21 protein-coding genes are annotated in these 18,841 nt (G+C 72.5%); 16 read left to right on the top strand and 5 right to left on the bottom strand.

Annotated elements, in window-relative coordinates; all coding sequences use genetic code 11:
* The first annotated feature begins 6 nt into the window (after nucleotides 1-6).
* The 10 genes from JIW86_RS15935 (at nucleotide 7) to JIW86_RS15890 (ending at nucleotide 9,764) form a co-directional block, all read left to right on the top strand.
* Nucleotides 7-981: an ABC transporter ATP-binding protein gene (locus tag JIW86_RS15935; RefSeq protein WP_257554327.1), complete on the top strand. Its 975-nt coding sequence runs from the start codon at nucleotides 7-9 to the stop codon at nucleotides 979-981.
* Nucleotides 974-2,014 (top strand): ABC transporter ATP-binding protein, encoded by a 1,041-nt coding sequence (locus tag JIW86_RS15930; protein WP_257554326.1) that lies wholly within the window; start codon nucleotides 974-976, stop codon nucleotides 2,012-2,014. The genes JIW86_RS15935 and JIW86_RS15930 overlap by 8 nt, the downstream gene beginning before the upstream one ends.
* A gap of 382 nt (nucleotides 2,015-2,396) precedes the next feature.
* Complete coding sequence (locus JIW86_RS15925; RefSeq protein ID WP_053677094.1) at nucleotides 2,397-2,591, top strand: hypothetical protein; 195 nt, start codon at nucleotides 2,397-2,399, stop codon at nucleotides 2,589-2,591.
* A gap of 23 nt (nucleotides 2,592-2,614) precedes the next feature.
* A complete protein-coding gene (mshB, locus tag JIW86_RS15920) occupies nucleotides 2,615-3,511 on the top strand; it encodes an N-acetyl-1-D-myo-inositol-2-amino-2-deoxy-alpha-D-glucopyranoside deacetylase (RefSeq protein ID WP_215145115.1) in 897 nt (298 codons plus the stop codon).
* Complete coding sequence (locus JIW86_RS15915; RefSeq protein ID WP_257554324.1) at nucleotides 3,508-3,891, top strand: DUF6113 family protein; 384 nt, start codon at nucleotides 3,508-3,510, stop codon at nucleotides 3,889-3,891. Before mshB ends, JIW86_RS15915 begins: the two co-directional genes overlap by 4 nt.
* 359 nt (nucleotides 3,892-4,250) lie before the next feature.
* Nucleotides 4,251-6,140, top strand: coding sequence for a hypothetical protein (locus tag JIW86_RS15910; RefSeq protein ID WP_322975526.1), 1,890 nt, complete (start codon nucleotides 4,251-4,253; stop codon nucleotides 6,138-6,140).
* A gap of 145 nt (nucleotides 6,141-6,285) precedes the next feature.
* Complete coding sequence (locus tag JIW86_RS15905; protein WP_257554321.1) at nucleotides 6,286-7,242, top strand: ABC transporter ATP-binding protein; 957 nt, start codon at nucleotides 6,286-6,288, stop codon at nucleotides 7,240-7,242.
* Entirely contained in the window at nucleotides 7,239-7,979 is a 741-nt protein-coding gene (locus JIW86_RS15900; protein WP_215149899.1) for an ABC transporter permease, read from the top strand. The genes JIW86_RS15905 and JIW86_RS15900 overlap by 4 nt, the downstream gene beginning before the upstream one ends.
* A gap of 13 nt (nucleotides 7,980-7,992) precedes the next feature.
* Nucleotides 7,993-9,150, top strand: coding sequence for a sensor histidine kinase (locus JIW86_RS15895; protein ID WP_257559333.1), 1,158 nt, complete (start codon nucleotides 7,993-7,995; stop codon nucleotides 9,148-9,150).
* Nucleotides 9,147-9,764 (top strand): response regulator transcription factor, encoded by a 618-nt coding sequence (locus tag JIW86_RS15890; RefSeq protein WP_257554320.1) that lies wholly within the window; start codon nucleotides 9,147-9,149, stop codon nucleotides 9,762-9,764. The genes JIW86_RS15895 and JIW86_RS15890 overlap by 4 nt, the downstream gene beginning before the upstream one ends.
* An 18-nt stretch (nucleotides 9,765-9,782) precedes the next feature.
* On the opposite strand, the gene JIW86_RS15885 is transcribed toward JIW86_RS15890, so the two are convergent.
* Together JIW86_RS15885 and JIW86_RS15880 are read right to left on the bottom strand one after the other, a co-directional pair.
* On the bottom strand, nucleotides 9,783-10,577 hold the full coding sequence (locus tag JIW86_RS15885) for a transglutaminase-like domain-containing protein (protein ID WP_257554318.1): 795 nt from the start codon (nucleotides 10,575-10,577) through the stop codon (nucleotides 9,783-9,785).
* On the bottom strand, nucleotides 10,574-11,560 hold the full coding sequence (locus JIW86_RS15880) for a GNAT family N-acetyltransferase (RefSeq protein WP_257554317.1): 987 nt from the start codon (nucleotides 11,558-11,560) through the stop codon (nucleotides 10,574-10,576). The genes JIW86_RS15885 and JIW86_RS15880 overlap by 4 nt, the downstream gene beginning before the upstream one ends.
* A gap of 117 nt (nucleotides 11,561-11,677) precedes the next feature.
* On the opposite strand from JIW86_RS15880, the gene fdxA reads away from it, so the two are divergent.
* Both fdxA and dapC read left to right on the top strand, forming a co-directional pair.
* Nucleotides 11,678-12,007 carry a ferredoxin gene (fdxA, locus tag JIW86_RS15875; protein ID WP_030713714.1) on the top strand — a complete coding sequence of 110 codons (330 nt, stop codon included), beginning with the start codon at nucleotides 11,678-11,680 and terminating at the stop codon, nucleotides 12,005-12,007.
* Between the two features lie 120 nt (nucleotides 12,008-12,127).
* Complete coding sequence (gene dapC, locus JIW86_RS15870) at nucleotides 12,128-13,246, top strand: succinyldiaminopimelate transaminase (RefSeq protein ID WP_257554315.1); 1,119 nt, start codon at nucleotides 12,128-12,130, stop codon at nucleotides 13,244-13,246.
* A 77-nt stretch (nucleotides 13,247-13,323) separates the two neighbouring features.
* Here the strand turns inward: dapC and JIW86_RS15865 are convergent, their stop codons facing one another.
* Nucleotides 13,324-13,695 carry a hypothetical protein gene (locus JIW86_RS15865; protein WP_257554314.1) on the bottom strand — a complete coding sequence of 124 codons (372 nt, stop codon included), beginning with the start codon at nucleotides 13,693-13,695 and terminating at the stop codon, nucleotides 13,324-13,326.
* 244 nt (nucleotides 13,696-13,939) lie between these two features.
* Nucleotides 13,940-14,908, bottom strand: a complete 969-nt coding sequence (locus tag JIW86_RS15860; RefSeq protein ID WP_257554312.1) for a hypothetical protein — start codon at nucleotides 14,906-14,908, stop codon at nucleotides 13,940-13,942.
* 85 nt (nucleotides 14,909-14,993) lie between these two features.
* On the opposite strand from JIW86_RS15860, the gene dapE reads away from it, so the two are divergent.
* Together dapE and JIW86_RS15850 are read left to right on the top strand one after the other, a co-directional pair.
* Nucleotides 14,994-16,073 carry a succinyl-diaminopimelate desuccinylase gene (dapE, locus tag JIW86_RS15855; RefSeq protein ID WP_257554311.1) on the top strand — a complete coding sequence of 360 codons (1,080 nt, stop codon included), beginning with the start codon at nucleotides 14,994-14,996 and terminating at the stop codon, nucleotides 16,071-16,073.
* A gap of 64 nt (nucleotides 16,074-16,137) precedes the next feature.
* Nucleotides 16,138-16,896 carry a TIGR00730 family Rossman fold protein gene (locus tag JIW86_RS15850; RefSeq protein ID WP_215149893.1) on the top strand — a complete coding sequence of 253 codons (759 nt, stop codon included), beginning with the start codon at nucleotides 16,138-16,140 and terminating at the stop codon, nucleotides 16,894-16,896.
* Between the two features lie 72 nt (nucleotides 16,897-16,968).
* On the opposite strand, the gene folP is transcribed toward JIW86_RS15850, so the two are convergent.
* The gene (folP, locus tag JIW86_RS15845; RefSeq protein WP_257554310.1) at nucleotides 16,969-17,829 is read right to left on the bottom strand and encodes a dihydropteroate synthase; all 861 of its coding nucleotides are present in this window, start codon (nucleotides 17,827-17,829) and stop codon (nucleotides 16,969-16,971) included.
* Between the two features lie 82 nt (nucleotides 17,830-17,911).
* Between folP and JIW86_RS15840 the strand changes: the two genes are divergently transcribed.
* Both JIW86_RS15840 and JIW86_RS15835 read left to right on the top strand, forming a co-directional pair.
* Nucleotides 17,912-18,250 carry a DivIVA domain-containing protein gene (locus JIW86_RS15840; protein WP_374199364.1) on the top strand — a complete coding sequence of 113 codons (339 nt, stop codon included), beginning with the start codon at nucleotides 17,912-17,914 and terminating at the stop codon, nucleotides 18,248-18,250.
* The gene (locus tag JIW86_RS15835) at nucleotides 18,247-18,828 is read left to right on the top strand and encodes a DNA-3-methyladenine glycosylase I (protein WP_322975525.1); all 582 of its coding nucleotides are present in this window, start codon (nucleotides 18,247-18,249) and stop codon (nucleotides 18,826-18,828) included. Before JIW86_RS15840 ends, JIW86_RS15835 begins: the two co-directional genes overlap by 4 nt.
* Nucleotides 18,829-18,841: the final 13 nt, after the last annotated feature.

Genomic DNA, 18,841 nt, shown 5'->3' with positions numbered 1-18,841 from the left:
CCGCACATGCTGCTCGAAGTCCGCGACCTGCACGTGGAATTCAAGACGCGCGACGGAGTCGCGAAGGCGGTCAACGGCGTCGACTACTCGGTGGACGAGGGCGAGACGCTCGCCGTGCTCGGCGAGTCGGGCTCCGGCAAGTCGGTGACCGCCCAGGCCGTGATGGGCATCCTGGAGACGCCGCCGGGCCGGATCGCGGGCGGCGAGATCCTCTTCAAGGGCCGGGACCTGCTGAAGATGAAGGAGGAGGACCGGCGGAAGATCCGCGGCGCCGACATGGCGATGATCTTCCAGGACGCCCTCTCCTCCCTGAACCCCGTGCTCAGCGTGGGCGCGCAGCTCGGCGAGATGTACGAGGTCCACCGCGGGATGTCCCGCAAGGACGCCAAGGGCAAGGCCGTCGAGCTGATGGACCGGGTGAAGATCCCGGCGGCCAAGCAGCGCGTGGGGGACTATCCGCACCAGTTCTCCGGCGGCATGCGCCAGCGCATCATGATCGCGATGGCGCTGGCGCTGGAACCCTCGCTGATCATCGCGGACGAGCCGACCACCGCCCTGGACGTCACCGTCCAGGCCCAGGTGATGGACCTGCTGGCCGAGCTCCAGCGCGAGCTCAACATGGGCCTCATCCTGATCACCCACGACCTGGGCGTGGTCGCCGACGTCGCCGACAAGATCGCCGTCATGTACGCGGGCCGGATCGTCGAGGCGGCCCCCGTCCACCAGATCTACCAGGCGCCCGCGCACCCGTACACGCGCGGCCTGCTGGACTCCATCCCGCGCCTCGACCAGAAGGGCCAGGAGCTGTACGCGATCAAGGGCCTGCCCCCGAACCTGCTCGCCATCCCGCCCGGCTGCGCCTTCAACCCGCGCTGCCCGATGGCGCAGGCCGTCTGCCGGGCCGAGGTCCCGCCGCTGGCGCAGGTCGCCGAGGACCGGACCAGCGCCTGCTTCTTCTGGAAGGAGTGCCTCCATGTCTGAGTCCCTTCTGGAAGTGAAGGACCTGGTCAAGCACTACCCGCTGACCCAGGGCATCGTCTTCCGCAAGCAGATCGGCGCGGTGAAGGCGGTCGACGGGGTCTCCTTCGACCTGCGCGCCGGCGAGACGCTCGGCATCGTCGGCGAATCGGGGTGCGGGAAGTCGACCGTGGCCAAGATGCTGGTCAACCTGGAGCGGCCGACGGCCGGCGCGATCTCGTACAAGGGCGAGGACATCACCAAGCTGTCGGGGCGCGCCCTGAAGGCCGTCCGGCGCAACATCCAGATGGTGTTCCAGGACCCGTACACCTCGCTGAACCCGCGCATGACGGTCGGCGACATCGTCGGGGAGCCGTACGAGATCCACCCCGAGGTCGCCCCGAAGGGCAGCCGGCGCCGCAAGGTCCAGGAACTCCTGGACGTGGTCGGCCTCAACCCGGAGTACATCAACCGCTATCCGCACCAGTTCTCCGGCGGCCAGCGCCAGCGCATCGGCATCGCCCGCGGCCTGGCCCTCCAGCCCGAGATCATCGTCGCCGACGAGCCGGTCTCCGCGCTCGACGTCTCCGTCCAGGCCCAGGTGATCAACCTCCTGGAGCGCCTCCAGGACGAGTTCAGCCTGTCCTACGTGTTCATCGCGCACGACCTGTCGATCGTGCGGCACATCTCGGACCGGGTCGGGGTCATGTACCTGGGCCGGATCGTGGAGATCGGCTCCGACACCCAGATCTACGACCACCCGACCCACCCGTACACCCAGGCCCTGCTGTCGGCGGTGCCGGTCCCGGACCCGCAGGCCCGCGCCCACCGCGAGCGGATCATCCTCTCCGGGGACGTGCCCTCACCTGCCAACCCGCCCTCGGGCTGCCCCTTCCGCACGCGCTGCTGGAAGGCCCAGGAGAGGTGCACCTCGGAGGTGCCGCTGCTCGCGGTCCCCGCGGTCTTCCCGTCGGGCCCGGCGGCCCACCCCTCGGCCTGTCACTTCGCGGCGGAGAAACAGGTGGTTCCCGCACCACCGGAAGACGCGAACTCCTAGGGGGCGTCTCGAGGAGTGAACCACCCTTCCCTGCCAGCCGATTATTTCCGGCCACGCGCGCATATCCCACGCCGTGACGGCGGGCTCTGCCCCAACGCCGTTTACACGCGGGCAACTTGACCGTTTCTGCCCCGAGATCTGGGGCATGCAGCCTGGGTGGCGTGCGGCCGTGCGGGTGCCGACAGCCGGCCGGAGGGGCGTACAGCCTCTCCGGCCGGCCTCCCGTGTGCCCCTGCCTATGCGCGCCATGCGCCCCTCGTGCTGCCGGATTTCGATCGATGCGCTGGTACGGAAAGTTATGATCCGTAGCGCACGGTGGGTATGACTCCCGCCGAGCACTAATACGCGTACCGATGTCCGCTCGACGTGGAGGTGAAACGCCGTGGCACTCTCGATCTCGGCCGTGGTGCTGCTGGCGATCGTCGTATTCCTGCTGGTCCGAAGGTCGGGCCTGAAGGCGGGACACGCGGTGGTCTGTGTGCTCCTCGGTTTCTACCTGGCGAGTTCCACCATCGCCCCGACCCTCAGCCAGCTCACTTCCAACGTGGCCAGCATGATCAGTGGCCTCAAGTTCTGAGCCCTGCCTCGTAGGCTAGGCCCATGAACGGTCTTCCCGCCCGTCGTCTGCTCCTCGTGCACGCGCACCCGGACGACGAGTCGATCAACAACGGCGTCACCATGGCCAAGTACGCGGCCGAGGGGGCTCACGTCACCCTGGTGACCTGCACCCTCGGCGAAGAGGGCGAGGTCATCCCGCCCGGGCTCGCCCACTTGGCGGCCGACCGCGACGACAGCCTCGGCGCGCACCGGGTCGGCGAGCTCGCCGCCGCCATGGCGGAACTGGGCGTCACCGACCACCGGTTCCTCGGCGGTCCCGGCCGCTACCGGGACTCCGGGATGATGGGCGCCCCGCAGAACCGCCGCCCGGAGGCCTTCTGGTCCGCCGACGTGGACGAGGCCGCCGCGTACCTCGTGGAGGTGATCCGGGAGGTACGGCCGCAGGTGCTGGTCACCTACGACCCGAACGGCGGCTACGGGCACCCCGACCACATCCAGGCCCACCGCGTCGCCATGCGCGGCGCCGAACTGGCCGCGGAGGCCGCGTACCGGCGCGACCTCGGCGAGCCGCACGAGGTCGGGAAGATCTACTGGAACCGCGTGCCCCGCTCGGTGGTCGAGGAGGGCTTCGCCAGGCTGAGTGCGGCCGGTTCCGAGGCGCCCTTCCCGGGGCTGGCCTCGCCGGAGGACGTGCCCGGGGTCGTCCCCGACGAGAAGATCACCGCCGAGATCGGGGCCGCGCAGGAGCTCGTGGCGGCGAAGTCGGCCGCCATGCGGGCCCACGCCACCCAGATCGCCGTGGACGGGCCCTTCTTCGCCCTCTCCAACGACCTGGCCCAGCCGCTGTTCGCCCGCGAGTACTACGAACTCGTCGCGGGCCTGCCGGGAGCGCCGGCGGGCGAGCGCGAGCGCGACCTGTTCGCGGGGGTGGCGGCGTGAGCGGGCCCCTGACCCCGGCGCGGATCGCCGGCTGTCTTGGCCTGGTGGTGCTGGGCGCGCTCACCGGCCTGGCCGGCTGGCTGGTGGTGGACCTGTGGTTTCCCGGCGGTCTGTTGCTCGCGCTGCTGGCGGCCTTCGGGCTCTTCCTCGGGGGCCGGATCGCACTCGGCACCGGACTCGGGGTGGGCGGGGCGGCGGTCGGCTGGTTCCTGGCGTACGTGCTGCTCGGTGTCCCGCGTCCCGAGGGGGACTTCCTGCTCAGTTCGTCCGGAATCGGCATGTACGTCTACCTTTTGGGTGGAACCGTCTTCGCTGTGATGTGCGCCACGATGCGCGGTCCGCTGGATCGGCCGGTTTCGGCCGCGCGGCCCGCCAAGTGACGTGGTGTCGGACTACTTAGAGATGGCAGGTCCACGGGGGTTCGCAGGGGCTCGCGGGCGGCTTCAGGGGGGTTTGGCGGGGGCTATGAGGAACCCCTGATTCCTGGGGGTCAGTTGCGCGAGGGCGGCGGCCAGTATGGTGGACGGGCCGCCGAGCTGCCCGCGCACGGTATGACGGGCGGCGGAGCCAACCGGGAGAACCTGCCTTGAGTCGTGAAACTGACAGTTCGTCCTCCGGGCCCACAGGGCGCGGTGGAGCCGCCTACCCCTCGGGTACGCCGCCGTATGGAACCGGCCAGTATCCGTCCACGGCTGTGCCACCTGGCCCTGGCGCGGCGACAGCCCCGGAGGAGAACCCTGTGACCTCGAAGCCGCCCACGCCCGACTCGGACGGGCCCAAGACCGAGACCACCCTGACGACCCGGATCCGGATCAACATCCCGGGTTCGCGGCCGATCCCGCCGGTGGTCGTACGCAAGGCGATGGGACCTGCCTCCGACGCGGCCGACGCCGCGTCCCCCGGGGCGCGGCCGACGCCGCAGCAGGCGCCCGAGCCGACGCCCGGGCGGGCGGCCGAGCCGCCGCTCGCGCAGCGGCCGAAGCCCGTGCCGACGCGGATCGAGGCCGAGCGGGAGCCCGCGCGCGGCGGCCAGGGCCCTGCCGAGCCCGAGGAGTCCGCCAGCAACTGGTTCGCCCCGCGCAAGGCGCCCAACGGGGCGCCCGCCCCCGCTCCCGCCCCGGCGCCCACTGCGCCGCCCGGGCCCGCCGCGGGGCGCGCACCGGCCCCGGCTCCGCACCCGCATCCGGGCCCGCACCCGCATCCGGCTCCGCGGCCCGCCCCGGGTCCCGGGCCCGGACCGGTTCCGGGGATGACCCCGCCGCCTCCGGCCGGGCCGGGCGCCGGCTACCCGCCGCCCGTACGCACCCAGGCCGCGCCCGCGCCGGACGCGGGCTTCGCGCCGCCGCGCACCCCGCCCCCGCCGGTCTCGGACTACGGCCCGCCCGCGGGCGGCCCCGGCGTCGGGTCGACCCAGGGCTTCCCGGCGTACGGCGGCGGCCAGGACGACGCCGGCCCCGTCACCGAGGCGTTCCCCGCCTACAGCAGCCAGGAAGGCTTCCCGGCCGGCCCCACGGCGGGCCCCGGCTTCGGGAGCGGCCCCGTGGGCGAAGAGGCCGCGCGCTGGCCCGGACCCGAGACGGGCCCCGGCCACGGCCCCGGGCCGACCCCGGTCCCGGCCCCCGCGCCCGCCGTCCCGCGGCCCGCGCCCGCGCAGCAGAAGGCATCCGCCAAGGCCGCGAAGCCCGCCAAGAAGGGCCGCTCCAAGCTGGTCCTCCTCGGCGGCGGCATCGTGGTCCTGCTCGGCGTGGCCTACGGAGCCGGGCTGCTGCTCAACCACTCCGACGTCCCCAAGGGCACCACCGTCCTCGGCGTCGACATCAGCGGCAGCCGCGACGAGGCCGTGGCCAAGCTCCAGACGGCCTTCGGCACCCGCGCCGCCGCCCCGCTCCAGCTCAGCGTCGGCGGCAAGCAGGTCGAGCTGAAGCCCGAGAAGGCCGGCCTGACCCTGGACAGCCAGACCACCGTCCGCAACGCCGCCGGCAGTGACTACAACCCGGTCACCGTCATCGGCTCCCTCCTCGGCAACGAGCGCAAGGCCGACGCCGTGATGCCGGTCGACGAGGAGAAGCTCCAGGTCGCGCTCCAGGAGCTCGCGGGCACCGCCGGCACGGCCACCGAGGGCACCATCAAGTTCGACACCGGCAAGGCCGTGGCCGTCCCCGGCACCCCCGGTACCACCCTCGACGTGGACGCTTCCGTCGCGCTGGTCACCAAGTCCTTCCGCGACATGGTCGCCACCGGCAACCCGGGCGTGGCCGAACTGCCCGTCACCACCAAGGCGCCGGTCATCGACGAGGCCGAACTGGGCCGGGCGATGAAGGAGTTCGCCGAACCGGCGATGTCCGCCAACGCCACGGTCAAGATCGGCCCCAAGACCATCGCCTTCGGCAGCAAGTCCCTGCCCAAGATCCTCAGCATGCAGCCCGTCGAGGGCCACCTGGTCGAGAAGTTCGACCTGGACGCCCTCAAGGAGACCTACGGGAACACCTTCGACGGCATCACGATCACCCGAGGCACCGGCGCCAAGACGGCGGTCACCCCGCAGGACGTCGCCGGCGCGCTCGGCAAGGCCCTGCGCGGCAAGACCACGGCCGAACGGACCGTCGTCGTCGACACCAACGCAGGCTAGGTTCCCGGCCCTTCAGCGCCCCCCGCCAGTGCCCCCGCCCCCACCGGGCGGGGGCACTGTCATGCCCGCCGCATGACATCCGTCATACGGCACCCAGGACGGCCGACACTGCCGCGCGGGACCCCGTACGGGCGAGCCTTGGGCCATGACGACGACCGAGACGAAACACACCGCGCACCCCGGCCCCGCCGCCCCCGGCACCGTGGTGAGCTTCGAGAACGTGACCAAGAGCTACGGCACGGTCCGGGCGGTCGACGGCCTCTCCCTCGCGCTCCACCCGGGCGAGACCGTCGCACTCCTCGGCCCCAACGGCGCCGGGAAATCCTCCACCCTCGACCTCCTCCTCGGCCTGCGCCCCGCCGACTCCGGCTCCGTCCGGCTCTTCGGCACCACCCCGCGCGAGGCCGTCGCCGCCGGCCGCGTCGGCGCGATGCTCCAGAGCGGCGGCCTGATGGAGGACGTGACCGTGACCGAACTCGTCGCCCTCGGCTGCGCCCTGCACCCCCGCCCGTACCCGGTGGACGAGGTGCTGGCCCGCGCCGGAGTCGACACCCTCGCCGACCGCATGGTCAACAAGCTCTCCGGCGGCCAGGAACAGCGCGTCCGCTTCGCCCTCGCCACCGCGGGCCACAACGACCTGATCGTCCTCGACGAGCCCACCACCGGCATGGACGTCACCTCCCGCCAGGCCTTCTGGGCCACGATGCGCGAACTGGCCGCCCAGGGCCGCACCGTGCTCTTCGCCACCCACTACCTGGAGGAGGCGGACGCGATCGCCGACCGCGTGCTGGTCCTGAACAGGGGCCGGCTGCTGGCCGACGGCACCGCCGCCGAGATCAAGGCCCGGGCCGGCGCCCGGAAGATCTCCTTCGACCTCGACGGCGTCCACGACCCGGTCGACGAACAGGTGCTGCGCGCGCTCCCGCACCTCACCGGCTACGAACGGCACGGCGCGACCGTACGGCTCCAGTCCCGCGACGCCGACGCGACCGTGCACGCCGTGTACGCGCTCGGGCTCTACCCCCGCAACCTGGAGGTCGCGGGCCTCGGCCTGGAACAGGCCTTCATCGCACTCACCGAGGCCGAGGAGGCCGCCAAGTGAACGTCCTCGTCAAGCTCGAGATCACCCGGGCCCTGCGCAACAAGAAGTTCCTCTTCTTCACCGTGCTCTATCCGGCCGCCCTCTTCCTGATGCTCGGCGGCACCCTCGACGGCACCACCAAGGTCATGGGCACCGAACTGACCATGCCCGCCTTCTACATGGTCGCCATGGCCTCCTTCGGCGCCCTGACCGCCGTCCTGATGGGCAACAGCGAACGCATCGCCAAGGAGCGCGAGAGCGGCTGGGTCCGCCAGCTGCGGCTGACGGCCCTGCCCGGCCGCGGCTACGTACTGGCCAAGACGGCCAGTGCCGGCGTGCTCTCGCTCCCCGCCATCCTGGTCGTCTTCGCGGTCGCGGCCGCCGTGAAGGACGTACGGTTCGACGCCTGGCAGTGGTTCGCCCTCACCGGCGCCATCTGGGCCGGCAGCCTGGTCTTCGCCGCGCTCGGCGTGGCCATCGGCTACCTGGCCAACGGGGACACCGCCCGCCCCGTCACGATGCTCGTCTACTTCGCCCTGTCGATCCTCGGCGGCCTGTGGATGCCCACGACGAACTTCCCGCAGTGGCTCCAGAACATCGCGGACTGGCTCCCCACCCACGCCTACGCGGGCCTCGGCCAGGCCATCGAGCTGGGTGGCGCGCCCCAGGCCAAGGACGTCGCGATCCTCGCGGTGTACTTCGTACTGTTCACCGGTGCCGCCGCCTGGCTGTACCGCAAGGACTCACTGAAGGCATGAACCCGTGGCGCTGATGCAAGCAGACGAGGAGCGGCGTTTCCCCGAGATCGCCAAGGAGCCGGAGAACCGCCGCCAGAGGCTGGTGAAGGCCCTGTGGATCAGCATCTGGCTCTTCTACCTGAGCGCACCCGTCACCGACCTGGTCAGCGGCGGACACAGCCCCGGCGTGCGGCTGCTCGGCGGCCTGGGCCTGGCGGCCTTCGTCGCCTGGTACCTGGTGCTGGTCTTCCGCACGGCCCGGCAGATGGCGGTGCGCAAGGTCCTGGTCTCCTTGGCGGTGCTCTCCGCCCAGGCCACGGTCCTGTCGCTGACCCTGGGCCGCGAATGGCTCGTGCTCTTCGTCTACGTGGCCATCTCCTCCGGCGCCGCGCTGCCCGGGGAGATCTCCCGCTGGACGGTCCCCGCCGCGGCCGCGCTGATGACGGCCACGGCCTTCGCGGTCCCGGGCGGCGACGCCTACCTGGCGAGCCTGCTGATCCCGGCGCTGATGGGCGGCTTCGCGATGGCCGGGGTCCGCGCGATGATCCGCACCACCATCGAACTGCGCCAGGCCCGGGCCACGGTGGCGCAGCTGGCGGCCAACGAGGAACGTCTGCGGATGGCCCGTGACCTGCACGACCTGCTGGGCCACTCGCTGTCGCTGATCACGCTGAAGAGCGAGCTGGCGGGCCGCATGCTGCCCGGGCAGCCGGAGGCGGCCGCGCAGCAGGTCGCGGACATCGAGCGGGTCAGCCGGCAGGCCCTGGTCGACGTACGCGAAGCGGTGAGCGGCTACCGGCGGCCCACCCTGCCCGGCGAACTCGCGGGCGCCCGGACGGCGCTGGCCGCCGCGGGCGTGGTCGCGGACCTCCCGGCGGAGCCGGTGGCCGACCTCTCCGAGGAGGCGGAATCGGCCTTGGCCTGGTCCCTGCGCGAGGCGGTGACGAACGTGGTCCGGCACAGCGGGGCGCGGCGCTGCACGGTCGCCCTCGCCGACCGGCAGACCCTCGGGGGCCGGTTCATGGAACTGACGGTGTCGGACGACGGCGCGGGAGGCCCGGCCGTCCACGGAAACGGCCTGACGGGCCTGACCGAACGCCTGGAGGCGGTCGGCGGGGCCCTGTCGGCCGGCCCGGCCGGCAAGACCGGCTTCCGGCTCGTCGCCCGCGTCCCCCTAGGATCCCCGTCATGAGCCCACGCCCCATCCGCATCCTCCTGGCGGAGGACCAGTCGATGGTCCGCGAGGCCCTCGCCGCCCTGCTCGGCCTGGAACCGGACATCGAGGTACTGGCCCAGGTCGCCCGCGGCGACGAGGTGGTGGCGGCGGCCCGCGCGCACGACGTGAACGTGGCGCTGCTAGACATCGAGATGCCGGGGATGACCGGCATCGAGGCGGCCGCGGCCCTCCGGGACGCCCTCCCCGGCATCCGGATCGTCATCCTGACCACCTTCGGCCGCCCCGGCTATCTGCGGGGGGCGATGGAGGCGGGCGCCTCCGCCTTCCTGGTCAAGGACGCACCGGCCGCGCAGCTGGCGGACGCGGTACGCCGGGTCCTGGCGGGGGAGCGCGTCATCGACCCCACCCTGGCGGCGGCGGCCCTGGCGGAGGGCGCGAATCCGCTGACGGAGCGGGAACGGGAGGTCCTGCGGGAGGCGGAGTCGGGCGCGACCAACGCCGAGCTCGCCGCCCGGCTGCACCTGTCTCCGGGCACGGTCCGCAACTACCTCTCGACGGCGATCCAGAAACTGGCGGCCCGCAACCGCGCGGAAGCCGTGCGCACGGCCCGCGAAAAGGGCTGGCTCTGACCCGCGCAGCGGCCCGGCTCAGTTCAGCAGAGCGCGAGCGGAGGCGGCCTCCGCGTGTATGCGGGCGGCCGCATCGGCATCCACCGCAGCCACCACATCGGCATACGCGTCCAGCTCGGCCGCGCCGTCCCGGAAGGAACCCCGTTCCACCAGCAGACGGGCCCGCTCGTACCGCAGCGACGCCGGATGCGACGGCAGCAGCAGCGACAGGTCCAGCGCCCACAGCGCCACCCCCGACTGCTCCGGCCGGGTAGCGGCCCACGCCCGGATGTTGTTCAGGATCCGCAGCACGATGTCCAGCGTGCGGGCCGGGCTCCGCGGCCCCTCCGCGAGCTCCGCCGGTCCCGCGCCCAAGGACGCGCCGCCCGCGAACGGGTCGACCACCACGCCCTCCTCCGGGTCCCCGAAGCCCACCACGAAGTGCCCCGGCAGCCCCAGCCCGTACACCGGCGCCCCCGCCCGCCGGGCGACCTCCAGCCAGACGACGGACAACAGGATCGGCAGGCCGCGCCGGCGCCGCAGCACCTCGTGCAGCAGCGAGGACGACAGCCGCTCGTAGTCCGCCGGGGTGCCGTGGAACCCGAGGCGCCCGCCCAGCAGTTCCGTGATCGCCGAGGCCCAGGCCCGCCCGCCCCGCAGCCCGTACGGCAGCAGCCCGGCCAGCCGGTCCAGCTCGATCTGCGCCCAGTCCATGGCGCGCTCGTCCAGCTCCGGGTCCGCCTCCGCCGCCAGCAGCAGGCACAGCAGCGCCAGGTCCGGCCGCTCCGACCGCGCCTCCGCCGCGAACTGCGCGCGCCGGTCCGCCGGACTCACGCCGCCGCCCGGTAGTGGTGGTACGAGTGGTGCGTCGCGAAGCCCAGCCCGTCGTACAGGGCCCGCGCCGCCGGATTGTCCGTCTCCACCTGGAGCCAGGCCGCCGACGCGCCCTCCTCCAGCGCCCGGCGCGCCAGCGCCGCCATCACCGCGGTCGCCAGACCCTCCCGCCGGTGCGCGGGATCGACCGTCACCGCGGCGAAACCGGCCCACCGCCCGTCCACCACGCACCGCCCGATGGCCCGGCCCCCGGGCAGCGCCGCGAACCACACCGAGGGGCCCTCGACCAGCATCCGCCGGGCCACCTCCGGGTCGCGGACCTTCCCGTAGCGCCCGAGCCAGGCCTCGTCCGGCGTACGGGTCAGACGTACGGCCTCGGCGGCGGGCGCGTCCACGTCCCCGACCGGCGCCAGCGCCCCGATCCGTACGTCCGCCGACACCTCGGCCGCCCAGCCGCGCCGCTCCAGCTCCGCGATCAGCAGCTCCTGGGTGCCGACGGCCCCCGTCGCGGCCTGCACGTACGCCGGCAGTCCTCGCTGCGCGTACCAGGAGGTCACCCGCGCGAGTGCATCGTCCAGCGGTATCCCAGGATCGCCGAGCGGCAGCACCGAGTTGGCCCGCCGGGTGAATCCGGCGGCCGCACGCAGCGTCCACTCGCCCAGCGGCTCGCTCTCCAGCGGCTGCCAGGAGCGCGCCGTGACCCTCGAGAGCTCCTCGAAAGAGGCCGCAGGACCCCTCCGGCGGGCCGGTGCGGGGGGCACGACCTTGCCCGCCACCAGCGAGGATTCCGCGATGCGGACGGACTTTCCGTTCTTTTGTGTGATCGTCAGCACACCCTCGTCCCAGGATGTGAGAACCCCGACCGCATCCGTGTACGCGGGGGCACCGCTCGACCCGCGCTCCACCCGTCGTACAGAGACTCGTTTTCCCACGTCAGCCGGGGTGATACGGACCTCCAGCAGCCCACCGGCAGTGATTTCCACAGCTCTGTCCGCCCCTCCTGTTCGGATCGTGCCCGGGAACGGAGATACTAGGTGCGGGCATCGACGACGCCGCGCTCCCGCGCGATATGGAAAGCCCTACCGAGGAGGAACGAGAGCGTGACCTACGTCATCGCGGAGCCTTGTGTCGACGTCAAGGACAAGGCATGCATCGAAGAGTGCCCCGTCGACTGCATCTACGAGGGCCAGCGGTCCTTGTACATCCACCCGGACGAGTGCGTCGACTGTGGTGCGTGTGAGCCGGTCTGCCCGGTCGAGGCCATCTTCTACGAGGACGACACTCCGGAAGAGTGGAAGGACTACTACAAGGCGAACGTCGAGTTCTTCGACGAGCTCGGTTCGCCCGGTGGTGCCTCCAAGCTGGGCCTGATCGAGCGCGATCACCCCTTCATCGCGGCGCTGCCCGCCGGTATCAACGGCGAGCACTGACCTTCACGGCAGACGCGCCCCTCGGTCCCGTACGGCCCTCCCGCCGCACGGGACCGAGGCGTTTTCCCGACCCAGCGCCCCGCACCGCGCAACCAGCACTCAGAGAGAGCAGAGACCACCGTGGCCGCAGTATCCGACCGTCTTCCCGCCTTCCCCTGGGACAAGCTGGAGCCGTACAAGAAGACGGCGGCGGCCCACGCGGACGGCATCGTCGACCTGTCGGTCGGCACGCCCGTGGACCCGGTGCCCGAGCTGATCCAGCGCGCCCTGATCGGCGCCGCGGACTCCCCGGGCTACCCGACGGTGTGGGGTACGGCCGCCCTGCGCGACGCGATCACCGGCTGGCTGCGCGACCGGCTCGGCGCGAGCGCCGCCGAGCACCGCAACGTCCTGCCGGTCGTGGGCTCCAAGGAGCTGGTGGCCTGGCTGCCGACCCAGCTCGGCCTCGGCGCGGGCGACAAGGTGGCCTACCCCCGGCTCGCCTACCCCACGTACGAGGTCGGCGCGCGGCTGTGCGGCGCCGAGGCGGTCGTCTACGACGCTGAGACATTTGCGAGTGACCCCGCGGGGACGGAGCTCGACCCGGCGGGCGTGAAGCTGCTGTGGCTCAACTCCCCGTCCAACCCCACCGGCAAGGTCATCCCGAAGGAAGACCTGATCCGGATCGTGGCCTGGGCGCGCGAGCACGGGATCCTGGTCTTCAGCGACGAGTGCTACCTGGAACTGGGCTGGGAGGCCGAGCCCGTCTCCGTCCTCCACGACGACGTGTGCGGGGGCTCGTACGAGGGCCTCGTCGCCGTCCACTCGCTCTCCAAGCGGTCCAACCTGGCCGGCTACCGGGCCGCGTTCGTCGCCGGTGACGCGGACGTCCTCGGCGAGCTGCTGGAGATCCGCAAGCACGGCGGCATGATGACCCCCGCCCCGGTGCAGGCGGCCACGGTCGCGGCGCTCGGCGACGACCGCCACGTAGAGGAGCAGCGCGCCCGCTACGCGGCCCGCCGCGCGGCGCTGCGCACGGCGCTGGAGGCGCACGGCTTCCGGGTCGAGCACAGCGAGGCGAGCCTCTACCTGTGGGTGACCCGGGACGAGCCCTGCTGGGACACCGTGGCCCACCTGGCCGACCTGGGCATCCTGGTCGCGCCGGGCGATTTCTACGGCGAGGCGGGCGCGCGGTTCGTGCGCGTGGCCTTCACCGCCACCGACGAGCGCGTCGAGGCCGCGGTCAAGCGCCTGGGCTGAGGCCGCCGGACAGCCCGAAGGGGCCGGGAGTTCGTGCTCCCGGCCCCTTCGGTGTTCCCGCGGTGGTTCGGCGGTGGTCAGCCGCCGAGCGGCAGGCCACCGGGCAGGCCGCCCGTGAGACCACCCGGCAGCTCACCGGGCAGGCCGCCCGTGAGACCACCCGGCAGGTCACCCGGCAGCTCACCGGCGAGCGGCGCCGCCGGCAGCTGCTGCGTGGCGGGCAGGCCACCGAGCAGGCTGCCCGCGGTGTCGGTCACGCCGGCGGCGGAGGCGTCCGGAACGGCCTTCACGGCGGTGCTCGCCGTGTCGGTCGCCGCTGCCGTCGTCGCGGCCGCGGCGTCGGGGGCGTCCGCGGCGCTGGCCGCGCCGGCCGCACCGACCACGGGCGCTGCCCCGGCTGCGAGGAGCAGCGCGGCACGGGCGATCCGACGGGTCAGGGGGAGGGACATGATGCTCCTAAGCGGTAGCGGCTGAGTACGCCGTGTACAACCGCTCGGGGGGCGGGTGGAGTTGCGGAGCCGGTAGGTAAAAGATCGGTAACGCATCGTTTAATCGGCTTCCCCCACAAGCTCATTGGATACGCGCCCACCAGGCCTTCTGTCCGTCCGGGGTCCCCGAGGCCGCCATCTCGGCCACCCCCGCAGGAGTGACGCCTCGTACGCGCGGCCGGGTCTCGCCGGGGCGCGGTGGGGCTCAGCGGGCGATGAAGATCCGGACCTCGTCGCCGAGCGAGTTGTGCGGATCGCCGTCGCCGGACTTGCCGGGGCCGCCCTTGTCCTGCCACACGCCCCGGGCCTGCCCGCCGATCCAGCCGCCGCCCCGGTACGAGACCCGGGCGATGCCGAGTTCGTGCGACCGGGCCACCGCCCAGTGCGCCATCGCACGGCCGCGGCGCTCCTCACCCGGGCCGCCGTCCTGCTTCAGCCGCAGGTTGATCTCGGGCTCCGGGATCCCGCCCGGAGCCGTCCGGCCGGCCCCCGCACCGCCCGCGGCGCCCGCACTGCCCGTGCTGCCGGCCAGTGCCTCCTTGCCGAAGGCCCGTACCAGCTCCGCCTTCACCTTCTCCGGATCGCCCTTCAGCGGGGCCGGGCCCGAGCAGGACAGCACGCCGCTCTCGCCGAAGGCCGCGGTCAGGACCGTCGCGTCCGTCTCGTGCTTCGCGTAAGCCTGCGGGTAGCCGCTGCGCTGCACCTTCTGCGCCGCCACCGTCAGCGGCAGCCTCGAGTACCCCGGAACGTCGACGAGGTGGTCGTAGAAGATCCCGGCCGAGTACACCGGGTCCTGGATCTGTTCCGCGGTGCCCCAGCCCATCGAGGGCCGCTGCTGGAACAGGCCCAGCGAGTCCCGGTCACCGTGGCCGAGGTTGCGCAGCGCCGACTCCTGCATGGCGGTCGCCAGCGCGATGGTCACCGCCCGGTCCGGCAGCCCCTTGGAGATGCCGACGGCGGCTATCGTCGCCGCGTTCGCCGCCTGCTCCGGCGTCATCTCGTACTTCTGCCCGTCGGTGGCGGTCGCGGTGGCGGTGCAGTACGGCGCGCCCGCGCCGCCGTTGGAGTACCGCTGCACGGCGAAATAGCCGATCACCGCGAACAGGACGAGCAGACCGACGGCCGTACGGAGCGGCCTGCGGCGACGGGGGCGTGGAGCACGGTTCTCGGACACGCGCCCACCGTACTTGAGGCATATGACGCGTCCACCGGCCGGACGTCCGAGGCTGCCCCACGGCCGGGGCGTTAGGGTCGGTTCCATGCCGGAATCCGAGCTGGACCTCACCCTGGACGCCGCCGAGCTGACCGCCCGGCTCGTCGACATCCCTTCCGTGAGCGGCGACGAGAAGGTAATCGCCGACCTCGTGGAACACGCGCTACGGGCCCTGCCGCACCTCACCGTGGACCGCTTCGGCAACAACGTCGTCGCCCGCACGCACCTCGGCCGCGCCGAGCGCGTCGTGCTCGCCGGCCACCTCGACACCGTGCCGATCGCCGACAACGTTCCCTCCCGACTCGACGAGAACGACGTCCTGTGGGGCTGCGGCACGACGGACATGAAGTCCGGCGTCGCCGTGCAGCTGCGCATCGCGGCGACCGTTCCCGAGCCGAACCGGGACCTCACCTTCGTCTTCTACGACCAGGAGGAGGTCGCCGCCGACCTCAACGGCCTGGGCAAGGTCGCCGCGGCCCACCCCGACTGGCTGACCGGCGACTTCGCGGTGCTGCTCGAACCCTCCGACGCCGAGGTCGAGGGCGGCTGCCAGGGCACCCTGCGGGTGCTGCTGCGCACCTCCGGCGAGCGCGCCCACTCCGCACGCAGCTGGATGGGCTCCAACGCGATCCACTCGGTCGCGCCGATCCTGGCGCGGCTGGCCGCGTACGAGCCGCGCAAGCCGGTGATCGACGGCCTGGAGTACCACGAGGGCCTCAACGCGGTCCGCATCGAGGGCGGCGTCGCCAACAACGTCATCCCCGACGCCTGCACGGTGACGGTCAACTTCCGCTATGCCCCGGACCGCAGCGAGGCCGAGGCCCTGGCCCACGTACGGGAGGTCTTCGCGGACTGCGACATCGCCGAGTTCGTGGTCGACGACTCCTCGCCCGGCGCGCTGCCCGGCCTCTCCCACCCGGCCGCCGCGGCCTTCATGGAGGCCGTCGGAGGCCACGCCATGCCGAAGTTCGGCTGGACGGACGTCTCCCGCTTCAGCGCGCTGGGCGTACCGGCGGTCAACTACGGCCCGGGCGACGCCCTGCTGGCCCACAAGGTCGACGAACGCGTCGAGACGAAGGCGATCCTCCACTGCGAGGAACGACTCCGTGCCTGGCTGACCTCCTGAATTCCGCTTGTGGTCACCTTCGTGCGCCTAACCTGATCCAACGATCAGCAGGAGGGAGCACATCATGGGCAACCCTGAAGGGTCCGCTCGTCGTCGGCCCGAGGAGCAGCAGCTCGGGCCGGTGCTGAGGAGGCGGAGCCAGATCAAGGCCGGCAGTACGACGGACCAGCGGCTGCTGGATTCCGCCGGGCCTTCCGAGTGGGTGCACACCGATCCCTGGCGGGTCCTGCGCATCCAGTCGGAGTTCATCGAAGGCTTCGGCACCCTCGCCGAGCTGCCGCCCGCGATCAGCGTGTTCGGATCGGCCCGCACCCCGGCGGGGACGCCGGAGTACGAGGCGGGCGAGCGGATCGGGCGCGCACTGGTCGACGCCGGGTTCGCGGTGATCACCGGTGGTGGTCCGGGCGCGATGGAGGCGGCCAACAAGGGCGCCCGCGAGGCCAACGGAGTCTCGGTCGGCCTGGGCATCGAGCTCCCCTTCGAGCAGGGGCTCAACCAGCACGTCGACCTCGGGCTGAACTTCCGGTACTTCTTCGTCCGCAAGACGATGTTCGTGAAGTACAGCCAGGGCTTCGTGGTGCTGCCGGGCGGGCTCGGCACGCTGGACGAGCTGTTCGAGGCGCTGACCCTGGTCCAGACCCAGAAGATCACCCGCTTCCCGATCGTGCTGTTCGGCACGGAGTACTGGAGCGGCCTGATCGACTGGCTGCGCAACACGGTGATCGCCCAGGGCAAGGCCTCGGAGAAGGACCTCTACCTCTTCCACGTCACGGACGACGTGGACGAGGCGATCGCGCTGGTGACGAAGGAAGTCGGGAAGTAACCCCACGGGCCCGGGCCGCAACGGCCCGGGCCGCGGCGGGCTCAGGGTGGGCAGGGTTCAGGGTGCGGCGGCTCAGGCCAGTCCGCGGCGGGCGACCGCCGGGGGGCGGTGGCCCTGGATGGTGCGGACCATGTCCAGGATCTGCTTGGTCTCCGCGACCTCGTGGACGCGGTAGACCTGCGCGCCCAGCCAGGCCGAGACCGCCGTCGTGGCCAGGGTGCCCAGCAGGCGCTCCTTGACCGGCTTGTCGAGGGTCTCGCCGACGAAGTCCTTGTTGGACAGGGAGACCAGCACCGGCCAGCCGGTGTCCGTCATCTCCGCCAGCCGGCGCGTGGCCTCCAGCGAGTGCCGGGTGTTCTTCCCGAAGTCGTGGCCCGGGTCGATCATGATCGCGTCCCGGCGGACGCCGAGTTCCGCCGCCCGTTCGGCGAGGCCGACGGTGACGCGCAGGATGTCGGCCATGACGTCCTCGTACGAGGTCCGGTGCGGCCGCGTACGCGGCTCGACCCCGCCCGCGTGGGTGCAGACCAGCCCGACGCCGTAGCGCGCCGCGACCTCGGCCAGCTTGGGGTCCACCCCGCCCCACGCGTCGTTCAGCAGATCGGCCCCGGCTTCGCACACGGCCTCGCCGACCTCGTGCCGCCAGGTGTCCACGCTGATCACCACGTCCGGGTGGCGGCGCCGTACCTCGGCCACGAAGCCCACCGTGCGCCGCGCCTCCTCGGCCGCGTCCACGTGCTCGCCGGGACCGGCCTTGACCCCGCCGATGTCGATGATCGCGGCGCCCTCGGCGACCGCCTGCTCGACGCGGTCGAGTGCCGGCTCGTCGCGGAACGTCGCGCCCTGGTCGTAGAAGGAGTCCGGAGTCCGGTTCACGATGGCCATGATCACCGGCTCATGGGTGTCGAACTCGCGCCTGCCCAGTCGCAGCATCCTGCTCTTTCCTCCTTCGGCGGCCCATGCGCCTCGCCTGCGACCTTAACCTGGTGGCCGGAGTCTCTCAGGGGAGTTGATCGTGTTCTTCTTCTTGATGATCGCGCTGGTCGTGGTCGTGGCAGCGGTCACCCTGGCGGTGATCGGCGGCGGTTCGGAGGCCGTCCTGCCGGAAGCGGAGCCGGACCGGGTGGCCGACGGGCTGCCGGAGACCCGGCCCGTCGTACGGGCGGACATCGACGCGCTGCGGCTGCCGGTCGCGCCGCGCGGCTACCGGATGGCCGAGGTGGACGACGTACTGGAGCGGCTGGCGGCGGAGCTGGCCGAGCGGGACGCGCGGATCGCGCAGCTGACGGCGGCGGCCACCCCGGCCGCCCCGGCCCCGGAGGACCGGGTCGACCTCACCAAGGACGACCGGTGAGCGGCGCCGGGCTCGTGGCCGGACCGGACGGCGGTCTGCGCTGCCCCTGGGGGCTCTCCACAGAGGACTACGTCGTCTACCACGACACCGAGTGGGGCAAACCGGTCCACGGGGACGACGCGCTGTACGAGCGGCTGTGCCTGGAGGCCTTCCAGTCCGGGCTGTCCTGGATCACGATCCTGCGCCGGCGCGCGGGGTTCCGTAAGGCCTTCGCGGACTTCGAGATCGCGGCGGTCGCGGAGTTCGGGCCGGCCGACGCCGAGCGGCTGCTGGCGGACGAGGGGATCATCCGCAACCGGGCCAAGATCGAGGCCACCCTGGCCAACGCGAAGGTGCTGGCCGGGTGGCAGCCCGGGGAGCTGGACGAGCTGATCTGGTCCCACGCGCCGAAGAAGCCGGGCCGGGCCCCGAGGAGCACCGCCGACGTGCCGGCGGTCACCGCGGAGTCCACGGCCCTGGCCAAGGCCCTGAAGAAGGCGGGCATCCGCTTCGTCGGGCCCACCACGGCCTACGCGCTGATGCAGGCGTGCGGCCTGGTCAACGACCACCTCGCGGGCTGCGTCTCCCGCGAGGCGTAGTCGTTCCGCACGG

Origin of the sequence: Streptomyces sp. NBC_00162 (assembly GCF_024611995.1) — a bacterium.
Lineage (GTDB): Bacteria > Actinomycetota > Actinomycetes > Streptomycetales > Streptomycetaceae > Streptomyces.
Note: the sequence above shows the minus strand (reverse complement) of the source record. Positions and strands in the feature narration are given on the sequence as shown.

Coding starts and splice junctions, on each gene's coding strand:
- JIW86_RS15930 (WP_257554326.1), top strand. CDS start 974: ATGTCTGAGTCCCTTCTGGAAGTGAAGGACCTGGTCAAGCACTACCCG.
- folP (WP_257554310.1), bottom strand. CDS start 17,829: ATGCTGCGACTGGGCAGGCGCGAGTTCGACACCCATGAGCCGGTGATC.
- JIW86_RS15905 (WP_257554321.1), top strand. CDS start 6,286: ATGACGACGACCGAGACGAAACACACCGCGCACCCCGGCCCCGCCGCC.
- JIW86_RS15865 (WP_257554314.1), bottom strand. CDS start 13,695: ATGTCCCTCCCCCTGACCCGTCGGATCGCCCGTGCCGCGCTGCTCCTC.
- JIW86_RS15895 (WP_257559333.1), top strand. CDS start 7,993: ATGCAAGCAGACGAGGAGCGGCGTTTCCCCGAGATCGCCAAGGAGCCG.
- JIW86_RS15850 (WP_215149893.1), top strand. CDS start 16,138: ATGGGCAACCCTGAAGGGTCCGCTCGTCGTCGGCCCGAGGAGCAGCAG.
- dapE (WP_257554311.1), top strand. CDS start 14,994: ATGCCGGAATCCGAGCTGGACCTCACCCTGGACGCCGCCGAGCTGACC.
- mshB (WP_215145115.1), top strand. CDS start 2,615: ATGAACGGTCTTCCCGCCCGTCGTCTGCTCCTCGTGCACGCGCACCCG.
- JIW86_RS15890 (WP_257554320.1), top strand. CDS start 9,147: ATGAGCCCACGCCCCATCCGCATCCTCCTGGCGGAGGACCAGTCGATG.
- JIW86_RS15935 (WP_257554327.1), top strand. CDS start 7: ATGCTGCTCGAAGTCCGCGACCTGCACGTGGAATTCAAGACGCGCGAC.